Source organism: Pseudomonas sp. NFX5 (assembly GCF_049132125.1).
Taxonomy (GTDB): domain Bacteria; phylum Pseudomonadota; class Gammaproteobacteria; order Pseudomonadales; family Pseudomonadaceae; genus Aquipseudomonas; species Aquipseudomonas marginalis.
Map to the genome: position 1 here is coordinate 130,425 of NZ_JAFMZG010000020.1, position 18,889 is coordinate 149,313.

Sequence of the window (18,889 nt, forward strand, 5' to 3'; positions counted from 1 at the left end):
CCTTTTGTGGTTGTCAGGATTCGGACCCAAAGCGTAGTCCAGAGTGCCCCGAATTGCCCAAGCGACTAAATTACTGTCACACGACTGCAATAATTCCGTTATCTAATGCGGCGCAAGACAGTTAAATGACAAGAGGATTTTAGGCATGGTTGGCAGGAGCATTCTGATTGTTGACGACGAAGCGCCCATCCGCGAGATGATCGCCGTTGCGTTGGAAATGGCCGGCTATGACTGCCTGGAGGCGGAGAACTCCCAGCAGGCCCATGCCATTATCGTCGACCGCAAGCCGGACCTGATCCTGCTGGACTGGATGCTGCCCGGCACCTCCGGCATCGAACTGGCCCGCCGCCTCAAGCGCGATGAGCTGACCGGGGATATCCCGATCATCATGCTCACTGCCAAGGGCGAAGAGGACAACAAGATCCAGGGCCTGGAAGTCGGCGCCGATGACTACATCACCAAGCCGTTTTCCCCACGGGAACTGGTAGCGCGCCTGAAAGCCGTGCTGCGCCGTGCCGGCCCGACCGATGGCGAAGCGCCTATCGAAGTCGGTGGCCTGCTGCTGGACCCGATCAGCCACCGCGTGACCATCGACGGCAAGCCGGCCGAGATGGGCCCGACCGAATACCGCCTGCTGCAGTTCTTCATGACCCACCAGGAGCGTGCCTATACCCGTGGCCAGTTGCTGGACCAGGTGTGGGGCGGCAACGTGTATGTCGAGGAACGCACCGTCGACGTGCATATCCGTCGCCTGCGCAAAGCCTTGGGCGATGCCTACGAGAATCTGGTACAAACCGTGCGCGGCACCGGCTACCGGTTCTCCACCAAGGGCTGAGCCAGTCACTTTCCTTCCTTAACAGCTGACAAGGACGCATGTTTAAGTGAACCAGAACTGGCATGGCACCCTGATCCGCCACATGCTCCTGTTGATCACCGCCTGCCTGTTGGTGGGCCTGGTCAGCGGCTATTACGGCTGGAGCCTGGCCATCGGTATCGGCCTGTACCTGGGCTGGACCCTCAAGCAATTGCTGCGCCTGCATGAATGGCTGCGCCAGCACAAACCCGACGAAGCACCGCCCGATGGCTACGGCCTGTGGGGTGAGGTGTTCGACAGCATCTACCACCTGCAACGCCGCGACCAACGGGTACGCGGGCGCCTGCAAGCCGTGATCGACCGGGTGCAAGAGTCCACCGCTGCGCTCAAGGACGCGGTGATCATGCTCGACAGCGACGGCAACCTGGAATGGTGGAACCGCGCCGCCGAGACCCTGCTGGGCCTCAAGACGCCCCAGGACAGCGGCCAGCCGGTAACCAACCTGGTGCGTCACCCGCGCTTCAAGGAATACTTCGAGCAGGACAACTACGAAGAAGCCCTGGAAATCCCCTCGCCCACCAACGACCGCGTGCGCATCCAGCTGTACCTGACCCGCTACGGCAACAACGAACACCTGATGCTGGTGCGCGACGTAACCCGCATCCATCAGCTGGAGCAGATGCGCAAAGACTTCGTTGCCAACGTCTCCCACGAACTGCGCACGCCGTTGACGGTGATCTGCGGCTACCTGGAGACGCTGCTGGACAACGTCGAGGAGATCAACCCGCGCTGGAGCCGTGCCCTGCAGCAAATGCAGCAGCAGGGTTCACGCATGCAGACCCTGCTCAACGACTTGCTGTTGCTGGCCAAGCTCGAGGCCACGGATTATCCGTCGGACAACCAACCGGTGGCCGTCCACAGCCTGTTGCAGACCATCAAGAATGACGCCAAGGCCCTGTCGGGCGAGCGTGGGCAGCAGATCAGCCTGGATGCCGACCCGCAGGTGTTGCTCAAAGGCAGCGAGGGCGAATTGCGCAGCGCGTTCTCCAACCTGGTGTTCAACGCGGTGAAGTACACCCAGGACAAGGGCACTATCCGCATTCGCTGGTGGGCCGACGAGCAAGGCGCACACCTGAGCGTGCAGGACTCCGGCATCGGCATCGACGCCAAGCATCTGCCGCGCCTGACCGAGCGTTTCTACCGCGTCGATTCCAGCCGCAACTCCAACACCGGCGGCACCGGGCTGGGCCTGGCCATCGTCAAGCATGTGCTGCTGCGCCACCGCGCGCGCCTGGAAATCAGCAGTGTGCTGGGGCATGGCAGTACGTTCACCTGCCACTTTCCGCCAGGGCAGATGACCCGTTCGCGGCTCGTCGGAAATGACGAATAACTCAAACACAGCACAAAACCAAATGTGGGAGGGGGCTTGCTCCCGATGGCGGTGCATCAGTATCAGATATGCTGACTGACACACTGCTATCGGGAGCAAGCCCCCTCCCACAATTGGAATTGTGCTGTTTCGAATAAGGCATTCCACACCCCACCCGGCGGCACCCACTAGGCAAGCGCCCCGTCAGCCGCTACATTGGCCGACTTGCGCCTGCCTTTCAGGCCCTTCTGTCACCCCTTATTGAACACACGGAACCTGCAAAACCCAATCATGGACCCTTCCCCTGGTATCACCCTCGCCACACTCTTCGCCGATTTCGGCATGATTCTTTTTGCTCTGATCCTGGTACTGCTCAACGGTTTTTTCGTTGCGGCGGAATTTGCCATGGTCAAGCTGCGCTCGACCCGGGTCGAGGCCATCGCTCACACCAACGGCTGGCGCGGGCAGATCCTGCGTACCGTGCACAGCCAGCTCGACGCCTACCTGTCGGCCTGCCAGCTGGGTATCACCCTCGCCTCCCTGGGCCTGGGCTGGGTCGGTGAGCCGGCGTTCGCGCACATCCTCGAACCGCTGCTGGGCGCCCTAGGTGTCGAATCGCCGGAAGTGATCAAGGGCGTGTCGTTCTTTGCCGCGTTCTTCGTGATTTCCTACCTGCACATCGTGGTCGGTGAACTGGCGCCCAAGTCCTGGGCCATTCGCAAGCCCGAGTTGCTGTCGCTGTGGACGGCGGTGCCGCTGTACCTGTTCTACTGGGCCATGTACCCGGCGATCTACCTGCTCAACGCCAGCGCCAACGCGATCCTGCGCATCGCCGGCCAAGGCGAACCCGGCCCGCACCACGAACACCATTACAGCCGCGAAGAGCTCAAGTTGATCCTGCACTCCAGCCGTGGCCAGGACCCGAGCGACCAAGGCATGCGTGTACTGGCCTCGGCCGTGGAAATGGGCGAGCTGGAAGTGGTGGACTGGGCCAACTCCCGTGAAGACCTGGTGACCCTGGACTTCAACGCCCCGCTCAAGGAAATCCTCGCGCTGTTCCGTCGCCATAAATTCAGCCGCTATCCGGTGTATGACGCGGTGCGCAACGAGTTTGTCGGGCTTTTGCACATCAAGGACCTGCTGCTGGAACTGGCGGCCCTGGACCACATCCCCGAATCGTTCAACCTGGCCGAGCTGACCCGCCCGCTGGAACGTGTGTCGCGGCACATGCCGTTGTCGCAGTTGCTGGAGCAGTTCCGCAAAGGCGGCGCGCACTTTGCCCTGGTGGAAGAAGCCGACGGCAAGATCATCGGCTACCTGACCATGGAAGACGTGCTGGAAGTGCTGGTGGGCGATATCCAGGACGAACACCGCAAGGCCGAGCGCGGCATCCTCGCCTACCAGCCTGGCAAACTGCTGGTACGGGGCGATACGCCGCTGTTCAAGGTGGAACGCCTGCTGGGCGTCGACCTGGACCACATCGAGGCCGAAACCCTCGCAGGGCTGATCTACGACACCCTCAAACGGGTGCCGGAAGAGGAAGAAGTGCTGGAGGTTGAAGGCTTGCGGATCATCATCAAGAAGATGAAAGGGCCGAAGATCGTGCTGGCCAAGGTCCTGCTGCTGGATTGACCCTCAATTGCCCAATGCAAAATTGGGCAATGTCCCGACCGGCTGGTTGAATTCGTAAGGAATCGACACCAGCCCGGCCGCGGTACTCTGTTGCACCACAAAGTGCAGGTGCGGCCCGCTGCTGTTGCCGGTATTGCCCGACAACCCCAGCGCGCTGCCCACCGCCACACGCTGCCCCGGCCTGACACTCACCGAGCCTTGCTTGAGGTGCAGGTACACACCCTGGGTGCCGTCATCGTGCTGCACGCGCACGAAATTGCCTGACGCATCGTTGCCGCGTCCGATCTGGCTATTCTCGATTTTCATCACCACACCCCTGCGTGCCGCGATGATCGGCGTGCCTTCGGGCATGGCGATGTCCATGGCGTAGCGGCTTTTGGCGTCGGTGTGGCTGAAACTGCCGTTGGGGCCTTGGGTCAGGCGGAACGGGCCGCCACGCCAGGGCAAGGGGTAACGGTAGGCTTGTTGCGGGTAAACGGGTTTTGGCCTGTAGAGTATCGGCGGCTGTACGCGCTCGACCCTACGTTCCTGGATCACGAACGCCTGGGCGCCGGGGGTTTGCCGATCGCTGAAAAACACCATGCCGTTGGCATCGGTGGATTTGTACAGGGTCATGGCCTGGGTCGAATTGGCGACCAAGGCCAATATGCAGGACAGCAAAAGGCGAAGGAGCATGGCGCGAACCTGCCGGAGTGAATGAACAGCAAGCTAGCAAGGGATCATGACAATCCCGGGGCACGCCCCTTCGGACTGAAGGTCAGGCCCCCGGCACAAAATGCTTCTGCGCCGTACCGCGCGCAATCAGGCGAGAGATGTAGTCAAGCTTCTGCGCATCCTGGTCGATAAAGCGGAAGGTCAGTTGCAGCCAGTCACTGTCCGGCTTGGGTTCGAAGGCGACGATGGCGTGCAGGTAGCCGTTCAGACGCGCCACCTCGGCGTTGTCGCCCTGTTCCAGGTCGAGCACGGCACTTTCCAGTACCTGAGGCAGGACTTCACCGCGACGCACCACCAGCAGCGCTTCCTTGATGCTCAGTGCCTTGATCACGCATTGCTGGGTGCCGCTGGACAGGCGCAACTGGCCCTGGCCACGGCCGCCAGTGGGTGCAGCGCCTGGCGCTTGGACCGGCGGGGCGTTGTTAAGCAGGCCTTTGCTTGGCGCAGAGGCAGCCGCCGCAACGGGGGCTGCACGTACGGCTTCGGGCTTGCCACCGGTCAGGGCACTCAGGGAATCATTGCCGAAGGCCGAGTTCATCTTGGTCGGCGCGCTGGCGACCAGGGCGTCGAGGCGACCGACCTTGTGCAGGGCTTGCTTGACCTTGTTCAGCAGTTGCTCGTTGGTGAACGGCTTGCTGACGTAACCGGAAACCCCGGCCTGGATCGCCTGGACCACGTTCTCTTTGTCGCCACGGCTGGTCACCATCACAAACGGCATGGCCTTGAGGTGCGGTTGCTCGCGGCACCAGGTCAACAACTCCAGGCCGGACATCTCCGGCATTTCCCAGTCGCACAGCACCAGGTCGAAGCTCTCGCGCATCAGGATGGTCTGGGCCTTCTTGCCGTTTACCGCATCTTCAAGCTTGATCCCGGGGAAGTAGTTGCGCAGGCACTTCTTCACCAGGTCGCGGATAAACGAGGCGTCATCCACCACCAATACACTGACTTTACTCATCGACCCTTCATCCTATAAAAACTTCGGCACGCAAAACGCCTGACTAATGGCATTTTGCCAAAACTCTGTAGTCACGTTCGGACTTTCTTTTACCCGATTCGCAAAAAATTCAGGCGCCACAAACGAAAACGCCCGACCAGAGGCCGGGCGTTAATTTCTCGGGCAACCTTACTTATCGTCAGGTTCGCCCGGAACATTAGGGATTTGATCGGCTGAACCCTCAACTTCGGCCTTCATGCGCTTGAGGCCCATGTGCCGTACGTCGGTACCGCGCACCAGATAGATCACCAGTTCCGAGATATTGCGCGCGTGATCACCGATCCGCTCCAGGGAGCGCAACACCCAGATGATGCTCAAGACCCGCGAGATAGAGCGCGGGTCTTCCATCATGTAGGTGGCCAGCTCACGCAGGGCGGTCTTGTATTCACGGTCGATGACCTTGTCGTACTGCGCTACCGACAATGCCAGCTCGGCGTCAAAGCGCGCGAAGGCATCCAGGGCATCCCGGACCATGTTGCGCACTTGGTCGCCGATATGACGCACTTCCACATAACCGCGCGGCGCTTCACCCTCTTCGCACAGCTGGATGGCGCGGCGGGCAATCTTGGTGGCTTCATCGCCGATCCGCTCGAGGTCGATCACCGACTTGGAAATGCTGATGATCAGGCGCAGGTCGGATGCCGCCGGCTGGCGACGGGCGAGAATGCGCAGGCATTCTTCGTCGATGTTGCGTTCCATCTGGTTGATCTGGTCGTCGATCTCGCGCACTTGCTGGGCCAGGCCCGAGTCGGCCTCGATCAGCGCAGTGACGGCGTCGTTGACTTGCTTCTCCACCAGCCCGCCCATCGCCAGGAGGTGGCTGCGCACTTCCTCGAGCTCGGCGTTGAACTGCGCGGAGATATGGTGGGTAAGGCCTTCTTTGCTAATCATGTTGGCATCCTTGGAGCGTCCGGTAAGGTGCGGAGAACCGCAGCGTCAGTGCAATCAGAACCACAGCTTCCTAGCCGTAGCGACCGGTGATGTAGTCTTCGGTCTGCTTCTTCGCCGGATTGGTGAACAGGGTGTCGGTATCGCCGAACTCCACCAGCTTGCCCATGTACATGAACGCGGTGTAGTCGGAAACCCGCGCCGCCTGTTGCATGTTGTGGGTCACGATAACGATGGTGAACTTGGACTTGAGCTCGTAGATCAGTTCTTCGACTTTCAGCGTCGAGATCGGGTCGAGTGCCGAGCACGGTTCGTCGAGCAGCAGCACTTCCGGCTCCACGGCGATGGTGCGCGCGATCACCAGACGCTGCTGCTGGCCGCCGGACAGGCCGAGTGCCGACTCATGCAGGCGGTCCTTGACCTCGTCCCACAGCGCCGCGCCTTTAAGGGCCCACTCAACCGCTTCGTCGAGGATGCGTTTCTTGTTGATGCCCTGGATGCGCAGGCCGTAGACCACGTTTTCGTAGATGGTCTTGGGGAACGGGTTAGGCTTCTGGAACACCATGCCCACACGGCGACGCAGTTCGGCCACGTCTTCGCCCTTGCGGTAGATGTTGGTGCCGTAGAGGTTGATGGCCCCGTCCACGCGGCAACCGTCCACCAGGTCGTTCATGCGGTTGAAGGTACGCAGCAGCGTGGACTTGCCGCAGCCCGACGGGCCGATAAAGGCGGTCACGCGCTGCTTGGGGATGTTCATGCTGACGTCGAACAGCGCCTGCTTGTCACCGTAATACAGGCTCAGGCCCGGTACTTCGATGGCCACGGTTTCCTGGGCCAGGCTCAGGCTCTGTTTGTCGCGACCCAGGGCAGACATGTTGATGCCGTGGGAATGGGTGTCGTGTTGCATGGGATGCTCCCTGTGCTGTTGTGTGGGAGGGGGCTTGCCCCCGATAGCGGTGCATCAGGAACATGTGTGCTGGCTGGCACACCGCAATCGGGAGCAAGCCCCCTCCCACAAATAAGTCCGCGTTCAATTCAGATCAGCTGTCCAGCGCCTTGTACTTCTCACGCAGGTGGTTACGAATCCACACTGCCGACAGGTTGAGCGTGGCGATCACCAGCACCAGCAACAAGGCGGTGGCGTATACCAGCGGCCGTGCGGCCTCGACGTTAGGGCTCTGGAAACCGACGTCATAAATATGGAACCCCAGGTGCATGATCTTCTGGTCCAGGTGCAGGTACGGGTAGTTGCCGTCCAGCGGCAGCGACGGGGCGAGTTTCACCACGCCGACCAGCATCAGCGGCGCCACTTCACCGGCGGCGCGGGCCACGGCGAGGATCATGCCGGTCATCATCGCCGGGCTGGCCATCGGCAGCACGATCTTCCACAGCGTTTCCGCCTTGGTCGCGCCCAGCGCCAGGGAGCCTTCACGCACCGTACGCGGAATCCGCGCCAGGCCTTCTTCGGTGGCCACGATCACCACCGGTACCGCCAGCAGCGCCAGGGTCAGCGAGGCCCAGAGCAGGCCCGGTGTACCGAAGGTCGGTGCCGGCAGCGCTTCGGCGAAGAACAGACGGTCGACCGAGCCACCCAATACATACACGAAGAAACCCAGGCCGAACACGCCGTAGACGATGGCCGGTACACCCGCCAGGTTGTTCACGGCGATGCGGATGATGCGCGTCAGGGTGTTCTGCTTGGCGTATTCACGCAGGTACACCGCCGCCAGCACGCCGAACGGGGTCACGATCATCGCCATGATCAGGGTCATCATCACGGTGCCGAAGATCGCCGGGAAGATCCCGCCTTCGGTGTTGGCTTCCCGCGGGTCATCACTGAGGAATTCCCACACCTTGCTGACGTAGAAACCGATCTTGGTCACGGTCCCCATGGCGTTCGGCTGGTAGGCGTGCACCACCTTGCCGATGCCGATTTCAATTTCCTTGCCGTTGCCATCGCGAGCGGTCAAGGCGTCACGGTTGAACTGGGCGTGCAGGTCGGCCAGGCGCGCTTCGATGTCCTGGTAACGCGCGTTCAGCTCGGCGCGGTCGGCCTCCATGTCGGCCTGGGCGGCCGCGTCGAGCTTGCCTTCCAGTTCCAGTTTGCGGCCATGCAGGCGGATGCGCTCGAGGCCGGCGTTGATCGCGCCGATGTCGGACTTCTCCAGGGTCTTGAGCTGGGCCGCCAGCTTGTTCACGCGGTCCACGCGGGCTTGCAGCTCCGGCCACGCGGCCTCGCCTTCAGCGATGACCTTGCCATCCTGCTTGACGTTGACCAGGGTGCCGTAGAAGTTGCCCCACTCACGACGTTCGATGGTCATCAGGTTCTTCGGCGTGCTCTGGTCCTTCAACCATTCGCCGACGATCCAGGTGAAGTCGTTGCCGTTCAGGTCGCGGTTGCCGACCTTGATCAGCTCGCGGGTCATGAATTCAGGGCCCGCATCGGGCACCGGCAGGCCCGCGCTTTTCAGGCGCTCGCGCGGCACTTCTTCTTTCTGCACCACTTCGCCGATGACGATATGGTTTTCCTGGCCCGGCACGTTGTAGTTGGCCTGGATCAGGTCGGCCGGCCAGAAGTGGCCCAGGCCCCGCACGGCAATCACGGCCAGCAAACCAATGGTCATGATGACCGCGATGGACACCGCGCCACCGCTGATCCAGACGCCCGGAGCGCCGCTCTTGAACCATCCATTCAGGGAGTTCTGTTTCACAGACTTCTACCTTTCTTAAAGCGACGAGTATTTCTTGCGCAGACGCTGACGAATCAGCTCGGCGAGGGTGTTCATGATGAAGGTGAACAGCAGCAGCACCAGCGCCGAGAGGAACAGCACGCGGTAGTGACTGCCGCCGACTTCCGACTCGGGCATTTCCACCGCGACGTTGGCCGCCAGGGTGCGCAGGCCTTCGAACAGGTTCATCTCCATCACCGGCGTGTTGCCGGTGGCCATCAGCACGATCATGGTCTCGCCCACGGCGCGCCCCATGCCGATCATCAGCGCCGAGAAGATGCCCGGGCTGGCGGTCAGGATCACCACGCGGGTCATGGTCTGCCACGGTGTGGCGCCCAGGGCCAGGGAACCCAGGGTCAGGCCGCGCGGTACGCTGAACACGGCGTCTTCGGCGATGGAGTAGATGTTCGGGATCACCGCAAAGCCCATGGCCAGGCCGACCACCAGGGCGTTGCGCTGGTCGTAGGTAATGCCCAGGTCGTGGGAGATCCACATGCGCATGTCGCCGCCGAAGAACCAGGTTTCCAGGTACGGGCTCATGTACAGCGAGAGCCAGCCCACGAACAGGATCACCGGGATCAGGATCGCGCTTTCCCAACCATCGGGAACCCGCAGGCGAATGGATTCAGGCAGGCGGCTGAAGACAAACCCGGCCACCAGGATGCCAATCGGCAACAGCATCAGCAGGCTGAAGATCCCCGGCAGATGCCCTTCGACATACGGCGCCAGGAACAGGCCGGCGAAGAAGCCGAGGATCACCGTCGGCATGGCTTCCATCAGTTCGATCACCGGCTTGACCTTGCGGCGCAGGCTAGGGGCCATGAAGTAAGCGGTGTAGATCGCCGCGGCAACAGCCAGTGGCGCCGCCAGCAGCATGGCGTAGAACGCCGCCTTCAGGGTACCGAAGGTCAATGGCGCCAGGCTCATCTTGGGTTCGAAGTCGGTGTTGGCGGCGGTCGATTGCCAGACGTACTTAGGTTCGTCGTAGTTTTCGTACCAGACCTTGCTCCACAACGCGCTCCAGGACACTTCCGGGTGCGGGTTGTCCAGCAGCAGCGGCTGCAGCTTGCCGCCGGCTTCGACGATCACCCGGTTGGCGCGCGGCGACATACCAAACACGCCCTGGCCGTCGACCACCGGATCCACCAGCAGGGTGCGGTGGGCGGTGCTGTGGAACACGCCGAATTTGCCGGAGGCGTCGAGGGCGGTGAAGCCTTTGCGCCGCTCTTCGGCGGTGATTTCCACGATGGGCGCGGTGCCCATCTGAAAGGTACGAATCTGCTTGAAGCGCTGCTCGCCATCCGGGTCGCGGGCCATGAACCACTGGGCCAGGCCGCCTTTGGAGTTACCGACGATCAGCGAGATGCCGCCCACCAACTGGGTGCTGGCGGTGACTTCGGCAGTGCCATCTTCCAGTAATTTGTAGCGACCGTTGAGGCTCTTGTCGCGCAGGCTGAACACATCCGCCAGGGCACGTCCGTTGATCACGTACAGCCACTGCTGGCGTGGATCGATGAAGATCGCCTTCACTGGCTCGGTCATTTGCGGCAGCTCGACACGCTTCTGCTCGCTGGTGACTTCACCGGTCATCATGTTTTCTTCGCGGCTCAGGGTCAGCACGTTCAAGTGCGAACCGGCCGAGCCTGCCACCACCAGCGACGAATCGGTGGCGTTGAGGGCAACATGCTCCAACGGGCGGCCGGCATCGTCGAGCACGATCGGCGTTTCACCGTAGGGGTATTCAATCGCAGGCGTGATGGTTTTCTTGCCGTCCGGGTACGACACCTTATAGGTGTGACGGAACACCAGGGACTGGCCATTGGACAAACCGAGGATCACCAGCGGGCTGCCCGGCTGGTCTTCACCGATGGAAGCCACGCTCACGCCGGGCGCAAGCGGCAGGTCGACACGCTTGAGTTCGGCACCGCTCGTGACGTCAAAGAACAGCGCCTGGCCCTTGTCGGAAACTCGCATGGCGACCTGGTTCTGTTCTTCCAGGGAGATCAACAACGGCTTGCCGGCGTCCTGCATCCAGGCGGGCGTCAGTGCGTCTTCCTTGGTCAGCGAGGCGCCTTGGAACAGTGGCGCGACCACGTAGGCGAGGAAAAAGAAGATCAGGGTGATCGCACCCAGAACGGCGAGGCCGCCCACCAGCACGTACCAACGGGTCAGGCGATCCTTGAGCGCGCGAATACGGCGCTTGCGTTGCAGCTCAGGCGTATTGAAATCAATGCGCTTGGGGGGAGAAGTTGTCGTCATGGTGGAATTGGCCAGATCATTCATGCGCACACCCTAGCGATCCTGTATGACAGAAAGATGACAGTGCAGTGACGCAACAAATCCGCCGCGAAGCAGGGCTGGCAGCGGACTAGAAAATTCGGATGCGGGGCCGGTATCCCGGCCCCGCAGAGGCAATCAGTTGCCTTCTTTAAGACCCAGGTCAGCCAGGGCCTTGGCGGCAACCTTGGCTGGCAGTGGGATGTAGCCGTCCTTGACGACCACTTCCTGGCCCTGTTTGGACAGAACCAGTTTCACGAACTCGGCTTCCAGCGGGGCCAGAGGCTTGTTCGGGGCTTTGTTGACGTAAACGTAGAGGAAACGCGACAGTGGGTATTTGCCGTTCAGGGCGTTTTCTTCGCTGTCTTCGATGAAGTCAGTGCTGCCTTTCTTGGCCAGGGCCACGGTCTTCACGCTGGCGGTCTTGTAGCCGATGCCCGAGTAACCGATGCCGTTCAGCGAAGAGCTGATCGACTGCACGACCGAAGCCGAGCCGGGTTGTTCGTTCACGTTAGGCTTGTAGTCGCCTTTGCACAGGGCTTCCTCCTTGAAGTAGCCGTAGGTGCCGGATACCGAGTTACGGCCGAACAGTTGCACTGGCTTGTTGGCCAGGTCGCCGGTCACACCCAGGTCACCCCAGGTTTTCACATCGGCTTTGCCACCGCACAGGCGAGTCGAGGAGAAGATCGCGTCGACTTGTTCCATGGTCAGGTGCTGGATCGGGTTGTCCTTGTGCACGAACACGGCCAGGGCGTCCACGGCAACCGGGATAGCGGTTGGCTTGTAGCCGTACTTCTGCTCGAAGGCCGCCAGTTCGGTGTCCTTCATCTTGCGGCTCATCGGGCCCAGGTTGGAGGTGCCTTCAGTCAGCGCAGGTGGCGCGGTGGCGGAGCCGGCAGCTTGAATCTGGATGTTGACGTTCGGGTATTCCTTTTTGTAACCCTCGGCCCACAGGGTCATCAGGTTGGCCAGGGTATCGGAACCGACGCTGGACAAGTTGCCCGACACACCAGTGGTCTTGACGTAAGCCGGGATTGCCGGATCAACACCTGCAGCCACCGCGTTGGCGGTCGCAACGCCAGCAGCGACAAAAGTCATTGCCGCCATCAAACGTTTCAGTTTCATGCCTTGCTCCTAGCAGATAGGGATAGTTGGATCGGGGCCAAGTATCGAGAGGCCGTGTGAACACTCTATGTCTGAAATATGACAATTGGATGAAAGGCCAGCATTGGAGATCACACAACAAAAGGAGAGAAGGTCGGGACGTACGAGGAGGTTAGGGCGACTAAGCGACTTCTTGGAAACAAGCTGTAATTGTTATAAAACGCAAGGCATGTGGCGAGGGAGCAAGCTCCCTCGCCACATGGTTACCGGTAAAAGCGCTAAACGGGGTTACCGCCCGCGCTTCCACAGATACCCACCCACCACCATCCCCATCACGCACAGGACAGCCACGTAGTAGGCCGGCCCCATCGGGCTTTCCTTCATCAGCAGCGACACCGCCAGGGGCGTCAGCCCGCCGAATACGGCGTAGGCCACGTTGTAGGAAAACGACAGGCCACTGAAGCGCACCACGGGCGGGAAGGCTTTCACCATCACGTAAGGCACCACGCCAATGGTGCCGACGAACAGGCCGGTCAAGGCGTACAGCGGGAACAGCCAGTCCGGGTGGGTCATGAGGCTGTGGTACAGCGTCCAGGAGGTCGCCAGCAGCAAGGCGCAACCGCTTACCAGTACACGCCCGGCACCAAAACGGTCAGCCAGGGCGCCGGAGGCAATGCAGCCAAGGCTCAAAGTCACGATGGCCAGGCTATTGGCCTGCAGCGCAACAGTAGGGCTGAAGTGGTAGATGGTCTGCAGCACGGTCGGGGTCATCAGGATGACCACCACGACGCCGGCTGACAGCAGCCAGGTCAGCAGCATCGACAACACGATGGCGCCGCGGTGGTCACGTAATACGGCACGCAATGGCAGCTCGGCGGCCAGGGTCTTGCGTTGCTGCATCTCGGCGAAGATCGGCGTTTCATGCAACCAGCGGCGCAGGTACACCGACAGCAGGCCGAACACGCCACCGAGCAGGAACGGAATGCGCCAAGCGTAATCCGAGACCTGCTCAGGGCTGTAAATAGTGTTGATCGCGGTAGCCACCAGCGAGCCCAGCAGGATCCCTGCGGTCAGGCCGCTGGTCAGGGTGCCGCAGGCGTAGCCGATATGGCGCGGCGGTACGTGTTCGGAGACGAACACCCAGGCGCCGGGAACTTCACCGCCAATCGCTGCGCCCTGGATGATGCGCATCAACAGCAACAGGACCGGTGCCCACAGGCCGATCTGCGCGTAGGTTGGCAGCAGGCCCATGATCAGGGTCGGCACGGCCATCATGAAGATGCTCAGGGTGAACATTTTCTTGCGGCCCAGCAGGTCACCGAAGTGCGCCATGATGATGCCGCCCAGCGGGCGTGCCAGGTAACCGGCGGCGAAGATGCCGAAGGTCTGCATCATGCGCAGCCATTCGGGCATATCGACAGGGAAGAACAGTTTTCCGACCACGGTGGCGAAAAACACGAAAATGATGAAGTCATAAAACTCCAGCGCCCCGCCCAAGGCAGACAGCGACAGGGTTTTGTAGTCGTTGCGGGTCAGCGGGCGCGACGGTTGCGCACTGCTTGCAGGCACGGAGGACATGGCAAGGCTTCTCTTATAGTAGTCAGCTTGATAAGGACGACACGCCCGGGACCGGCGGCGGTCTGGCAAGATAGCAAATCGCTTGTAAAAGCACAGCGCCAGGAGAACAGTTGCGCGCAAAAGCCGCGATACAGCGGCTATTTACCGACCAAATGAGCGCCGGGAGGTCGTCGTGGCGCCAGGGTCTCGATATACTCGGCCCTTGCAAGCGCAAGAACCCCAGGTTTGAGGGGCTGCTGCGCCAAAACGTCGTTGGGTGCCATCCAGCCGATTTGGCAGAGTTTCCCTTTAGTACGCCTTACGAGAAACGTATCGAACGGAGTATGTTTGTGCTGAAACGTTTTTCTAACAGTCGGCTATCCACCTTGCTCCACCTATAAAAGCGTCACGGGTCAGAGGCCCCCCGGCATGATCGAACTCGAACAAGAAGATCCTATCCCGCAAGGCGATCTCGCCCTGCAAATCACCGCGCTCCCGCGTGAAACCAACGGTTTTGGCGATATCTTCGGCGGCTGGCTGGTCGCGCAGATGGACCTCGCCGGTACCGCCATGGCCAGCAAGGTCGCAGGCGGGCGTGTGGCCACCGTGGCCATTGACCGCATGGCGTTCCTGGTGCCGGTGGCAGTGGGCGCGCAATTGTCCTTCTATACCCAGGCCCTGGAAATCGGCCGCAGCTCGATCCAGATGATGGTCGAAGTGTGGAGCGACGACCCGCTGTCCAGCGAATGGCGCAAGGTCACCGAGGCGGTGTTTGTATTTGTCGCTATCGATGGCAGCGGCCGCACACGCTCGGTGCCATCGCGCGCGCGTTAAACCTCGCGGGGTTTTGACGGTCAATTGCCCCATTGCCTGCCATTGAGAGTGCCTGTTATGCCTACGCCCCACGTTGAGACCGTAAAAATCGACGAGCTGGACTGCTGGCGCATCCGCCATAACGGCGCCGAGCTGATGATTGCCCAGCAGGGCGCGCATATCTTCAGTTACGGCCGCGAAGGCGAGCAGCCGCTGATCTGGCCGAACCCTGAGGCGGTGTTCAAGAAGGGCAAGGGCATTCGTACCGGCGTCCCGGTGTGCTGGCCCTGGTTTGGGGTGTTCGACCGCAACCCGTCCAGCGTAAAGGCGATGCGCCAAAGTGATCAGCCTGCGGGCGCTCACGGTTTCGTGCGTACCACGACCTGGGTATTGGCCGGGACCTCCCTTGAAGGTGAAGCGCTGCGAGTGGACCTTGAACTACCGGTTCCTGCAGGCGGCTTCCCCGGCTGGCCACATCAGGTGGAGCTGAAACTGAGCCTGTTGCTGGACGACCAACTGCACATCCGCCTGACCAGCCACAACCGTGGCGACGGCACTGTCACGCTCAGCCAGGCGCTGCATACCTACTTCGCCGTGAGCGACGTACGCAACGTGCAGGTCGAAGGCCTGGACGGCTCGGCGTACATCGATACCGCCGATGGCTGGAGCGAGAAAACCCAGTCCGGCCTGCTGCACTTCACTGCCGAGACCGACCGCATCTACCTCGATACGCCCCCGTCGCTGAGCATCCTCGATCAGGACTGGCAGCGTCGCATCCAGCTCACCAGCCAAGGCTCGAAATCCACCGTGATCTGGAACCCCTGGACCGAACGCGCCAAGGCCTTCGACGACATGGCCGATGATGGCTGGCAGGGCATGCTGTGCATCGAGACGGCGAATGTGCTGGATGATGTGGTGACGCTGGCGCCGGGTGAAAGCCACACGCTGGGTGTGAGCATCACCGGTGTTACCCGGTAGATGGAGTTCCAAATGTGGGAGGGGGCTTGCCCCCGATAGCGGTGAATCAGTCACCAAAGACAGTGACTGGCACCCTGCTATCGGGGGCAAGTCCCCTCCCACATTGGGTTCAGCGGAAGCTTATAGATCGGATTCCTTTACGACCCGCACCTTGCCCGCATCCAGCGCATAGGCGGCGTCGGCCAAATCGTTGTTCACCGTCTCCACCTTCAACGTGCCGGTCACCCACAGCGGCGTGTAGATATCATCCAGCTTCAAACCCTTGGGATAACGCACCAGCACCAACTGGTTAGGCGGCGGTGGCGGCACGTGGATGCAGGCGCCCGGGTATGGCACCAGGAAGAACAGCGTGCTGCGCCCCTTGGCGTCGGTTTCCAACGGCACCGGGTAGCCGCCGATCCGGATGTTCCTGCCGTTCATGGCGGCCACGGTCTTGGTCGAATACATCACCGCCGGCAAGCCTTTGCTCTGCTTCAGGCCACCTTTGTCGGTGAACGTGCCTTGGGCTTCGGGGGAGTTGTGATCGATCTCGGGCATGGCCTCGAGGGCCTTCTGGTCCGACAGCGGCATCAGGTCGAGCCAGTCGGTTTCCGGCAATTCACCGGCATGGGCCAGGCCAGAGCCCAGCAGAAGAAGAGTCAACAGGAGACGGCGCATGGAGAGGCTCGGCAAGTACAAGTGGCGAGCATTCTAGCCCTCTGCGCCTGCGCAGCGCAGAGGACTTTGTCGGCTGATTACTTCTTTTTGATCAGGCCGTAGATCACCAGCAGGATGATTGCGCCGACCAGTGCGCCGATAAAGCCTGCGCCTTGACCCGCCTGGTAGATGCCCAGCGCCTGGCCACCGTAGGTCGCGGCCAGGGAACCGGCGATACCCAGCAGGATGGTCATGATCCAGCCCATGCTGTCGTCGCCGGGCTTGAGGAAACGCGCCAACAGGCCGACGATCAAGCCGATAAAGATGGTTCCGATGATACCCATGGCATTTCCCTCTGAATGAAGTGAGCTATGCCAAAGCCTAGACAGGCTTTGGCATCCTGCAATCAGAGGACGGCGATAACCAATGGTTCCCGCCGACCCCCGGGTTATTGCTCGGCGATCAGCGCTTCGACCTTGAGGATCTGCGCTTGCAGCGTTGCGCGGTCCTTGCAGCGCAGGTTGGCGTGGCCGACCTTGCGCCCGGCCTTGAAGGCCTTGCCGTAGTGATGCAGATGGCAGTCTTCGATGGCGATCACGCGCTCCACCGGCGGTACCACGCCGATAAAGTTGAGCATCGCGCTCTCACCGACCTTGGCCGTGGAGCCCAATGGCAAGCCCGCGACAGCGCGCAGGTGGTTTTCGAACTGGCTGCACTCGGCGCCTTCGGTGGTCCAGTGCCCGGAGTTATGCACACGCGGGGCGATTTCGTTGGCCTTGAGGCCGCCGTCGACTTCAAAGAACTCGAACGCCATCACACCGACGTAATCCAGCTGCTTGAGCACGCGGCTGGAATAGTCTTCGGCCAGGGCCTGCAACGGGTGATCGGTGCTGGCCACGGACAGCTTGAGGATGCCGCTGTCGTGGGTGTTGTGCACCAACGGGTAGAAGCGCGTCTCGCCATCCCGGGCACGTACGGCGATCAACGAGACTTCGCCGGTGAACGGCACGAAGCCTTCCAGCAGGCAGGCCACGCTGCCCAGTTCGGCGAAGGTGCCGACCACATCGGCGGCGGTGCGCAGGACTTTCTGGCCCTTGCCGTCGTAACCCAGGGTGCGGGTTTTCAGCACGGCCGGCAGGCCGATGCTGGCGACGGCGGCGTCCAGGTCCGCCTGGGACTGGATATCGGCGAAGGCTGGGGTCGGAATGCCCAGGTCCTTGAACATGCTCTTCTCGAACCAGCGGTCACGGGCAATACGCAAGGCTTCGGCGCTCGGGTACACCGGTACGAACTGCGACAGGAAGGCCACGGTTTCGGCCGGTACGCTTTCAAACTCGAACGTCACCAAATCGACTTCGTCGGACAGTTGGCGCAGGTGGTCCGGGTCGCTGTAGTCAGCGCGCAGGTGTTCACCCAAGGCTGCCGCACAGGCGTCCGGCGCCGGGTCCAGGAAAGCGAAGTTCATCCCCAGCGGGGTACCCGCCAGGGCCAGCATGCGGCCCAGTTGGCCGCCACCGATTACACCGATTTTCATCGTCAACACCCTCAGGCGATACGTGGGTCTGGATTGTCCAGCACGCTGTCTGTCTGCTCGGCACGGAATTTCTTCAGCACCGCGTGGAACTGCGGGTGCTTGGCGCCCAGGATACTGGCGGACAGCAGGGCTGCGTTGATGGCACCGGCCTTGCCGATCGCCAGGGTGGCCACCGGGATACCGGCCGGCATCTGCACGATGGACAACAGCGAATCCACGCCCGAGAGCATTGCCGACTGCACTGGTACGCCAAGCACCGGCAGGTGAGTCTTGGCCGCGCACATGCCCGGCAGGTGAGCTGCGCCACCGGCACCGGCGATGATCACCTCGATGCCACGGGATTCTGCTTCATCGGCATACTGGAACAGCAAATCCGGGGTGCGGTGGGCAGAGACCACTTTCACTTCATACGGAATGCCGAGTTTTTCCAGCATATCGGCGGTGTGGCTAAGGGTGGACCAATCGGACTTGGAGCCCATGATCACGCCAACCAATGCACTCATCGTCGTGCCTCTTCTCTCTGGGCGCCCGCAGGCGCGTCAAAAAACAACAAGCCACGCGGGAAATCCGGCGTGGCTTGTTGTACGAAATGTGGCCGGTTGGACCGGCCGAAGGCCGCGCAGTATACCGTAATAATCCAGATAAACAGCCCCTGGAATGACCATCTGTCATGACAGCTGCCAATCCCGGCTTTGCTGACCTGAAAGTCAATCAAGCCGCGCTCCGCCCTACAGCTTTAAATGCATTTTCCCCGAGAATAAAAGCCTTGCCGCCTACAACGTCAGGGATTGAAAAAAACAGGCCTCTCAGAAAAAAAACAAACAATCCTGCACTTTCAAAGTTCTGTTTC

17 protein-coding genes are annotated in these 18,889 nt (G+C 61.3%); 5 read left to right on the top strand and 12 right to left on the bottom strand.

Annotated elements, in window-relative coordinates; genetic code table 11:
- Positions 1–145: 145 nt before the first annotated feature.
- From phoB to J1N02_RS12790, 3 genes are all read left to right on the top strand, one after another.
- On the top strand, positions 146–835 hold the full coding sequence (gene phoB / locus J1N02_RS12780) for a phosphate regulon transcriptional regulator PhoB (RefSeq protein WP_003176964.1): 690 nt from the start codon (positions 146–148) through the stop codon (positions 833–835).
- 82 nt (positions 836–917) lie between these two features.
- The gene (gene phoR / locus J1N02_RS12785) at positions 918–2,204 is read left to right on the top strand and encodes a phosphate regulon sensor histidine kinase PhoR (protein WP_249776265.1); all 1,287 of its coding nucleotides are present in this window, start codon (positions 918–920) and stop codon (positions 2,202–2,204) included.
- 270 nt (positions 2,205–2,474) lie between these two features.
- Complete coding sequence (locus J1N02_RS12790; protein WP_098480703.1) at positions 2,475–3,815, top strand: hemolysin family protein; 1,341 nt, start codon at positions 2,475–2,477, stop codon at positions 3,813–3,815.
- A 3-nt stretch (positions 3,816–3,818) separates the two neighbouring features.
- Here J1N02_RS12790 and J1N02_RS12795 read toward each other — a convergent pair whose 3' ends face one another.
- The 8 genes from J1N02_RS12795 to J1N02_RS12830 all read right to left on the bottom strand — a co-directional run bounded on the left by J1N02_RS12795 (position 3,819) and on the right by J1N02_RS12830 (position 14,099).
- Positions 3,819–4,490 (bottom strand): peptidoglycan DD-metalloendopeptidase family protein, encoded by a 672-nt coding sequence (locus J1N02_RS12795; protein WP_421147390.1) that lies wholly within the window; start codon positions 4,488–4,490, stop codon positions 3,819–3,821.
- Positions 4,491–4,572: 82 nt separating this feature from the next.
- On the bottom strand, positions 4,573–5,484 hold the full coding sequence (locus J1N02_RS12800; protein WP_027608249.1) for a response regulator: 912 nt from the start codon (positions 5,482–5,484) through the stop codon (positions 4,573–4,575).
- A 168-nt stretch (positions 5,485–5,652) separates the two neighbouring features.
- On the bottom strand, positions 5,653–6,414 hold the full coding sequence (phoU, locus tag J1N02_RS12805) for a phosphate signaling complex protein PhoU (protein WP_027608248.1): 762 nt from the start codon (positions 6,412–6,414) through the stop codon (positions 5,653–5,655).
- A gap of 70 nt (positions 6,415–6,484) precedes the next feature.
- Positions 6,485–7,318 carry a phosphate ABC transporter ATP-binding protein PstB gene (gene pstB, locus J1N02_RS12810; protein WP_027608247.1) on the bottom strand — a complete coding sequence of 278 codons (834 nt, stop codon included), beginning with the start codon at positions 7,316–7,318 and terminating at the stop codon, positions 6,485–6,487.
- Positions 7,319–7,451: 133 nt separating this feature from the next.
- Positions 7,452–9,122: a phosphate ABC transporter permease PstA gene (gene pstA, locus J1N02_RS12815; protein ID WP_027608246.1), complete on the bottom strand. Its 1,671-nt coding sequence runs from the start codon at positions 9,120–9,122 to the stop codon at positions 7,452–7,454.
- Between the two features lie 15 nt (positions 9,123–9,137).
- Positions 9,138–11,171, bottom strand: coding sequence for an ABC transporter permease subunit (locus J1N02_RS12820; protein ID WP_174562752.1), 2,034 nt, complete (start codon positions 11,169–11,171; stop codon positions 9,138–9,140).
- 384 nt (positions 11,172–11,555) lie between these two features.
- Positions 11,556–12,542 (bottom strand): phosphate ABC transporter substrate-binding protein PstS, encoded by a 987-nt coding sequence (locus J1N02_RS12825; RefSeq protein WP_016978637.1) that lies wholly within the window; start codon positions 12,540–12,542, stop codon positions 11,556–11,558.
- 267 nt (positions 12,543–12,809) lie between these two features.
- A complete protein-coding gene (locus tag J1N02_RS12830; RefSeq protein WP_027608244.1) occupies positions 12,810–14,099 on the bottom strand; it encodes an MFS transporter in 1,290 nt (429 codons plus the stop codon).
- A gap of 408 nt (positions 14,100–14,507) precedes the next feature.
- On the opposite strand from J1N02_RS12830, the gene J1N02_RS12835 reads away from it, so the two are divergent.
- Together J1N02_RS12835 and J1N02_RS12840 are read left to right on the top strand one after the other, a co-directional pair.
- Positions 14,508–14,912 (top strand): acyl-CoA thioesterase, encoded by a 405-nt coding sequence (locus tag J1N02_RS12835; RefSeq protein WP_003176975.1) that lies wholly within the window; start codon positions 14,508–14,510, stop codon positions 14,910–14,912.
- Positions 14,913–14,969: 57 nt separating this feature from the next.
- Positions 14,970–15,869, top strand: a complete 900-nt coding sequence (locus J1N02_RS12840; RefSeq protein ID WP_421147391.1) for a D-hexose-6-phosphate mutarotase — start codon at positions 14,970–14,972, stop codon at positions 15,867–15,869.
- A gap of 120 nt (positions 15,870–15,989) precedes the next feature.
- On the opposite strand, the gene J1N02_RS12845 is transcribed toward J1N02_RS12840, so the two are convergent.
- The 4 genes from J1N02_RS12845 to purE form a co-directional block, all read right to left on the bottom strand.
- Positions 15,990–16,526, bottom strand: coding sequence for a DUF3299 domain-containing protein (locus J1N02_RS12845; RefSeq protein WP_027608241.1), 537 nt, complete (start codon positions 16,524–16,526; stop codon positions 15,990–15,992).
- 77 nt (positions 16,527–16,603) lie between these two features.
- Complete coding sequence (locus J1N02_RS12850; protein ID WP_016978642.1) at positions 16,604–16,849, bottom strand: GlsB/YeaQ/YmgE family stress response membrane protein; 246 nt, start codon at positions 16,847–16,849, stop codon at positions 16,604–16,606.
- A 104-nt stretch (positions 16,850–16,953) separates the two neighbouring features.
- Entirely contained in the window at positions 16,954–18,039 is a 1,086-nt protein-coding gene (locus tag J1N02_RS12855) for a 5-(carboxyamino)imidazole ribonucleotide synthase (protein ID WP_421147392.1), read from the bottom strand.
- Positions 18,040–18,050: 11 nt separating this feature from the next.
- Positions 18,051–18,542 carry a 5-(carboxyamino)imidazole ribonucleotide mutase gene (gene purE / locus J1N02_RS12860; protein ID WP_003176980.1) on the bottom strand — a complete coding sequence of 164 codons (492 nt, stop codon included), beginning with the start codon at positions 18,540–18,542 and terminating at the stop codon, positions 18,051–18,053.
- Between the last annotated feature and the right edge of the window lie 347 nt (positions 18,543–18,889).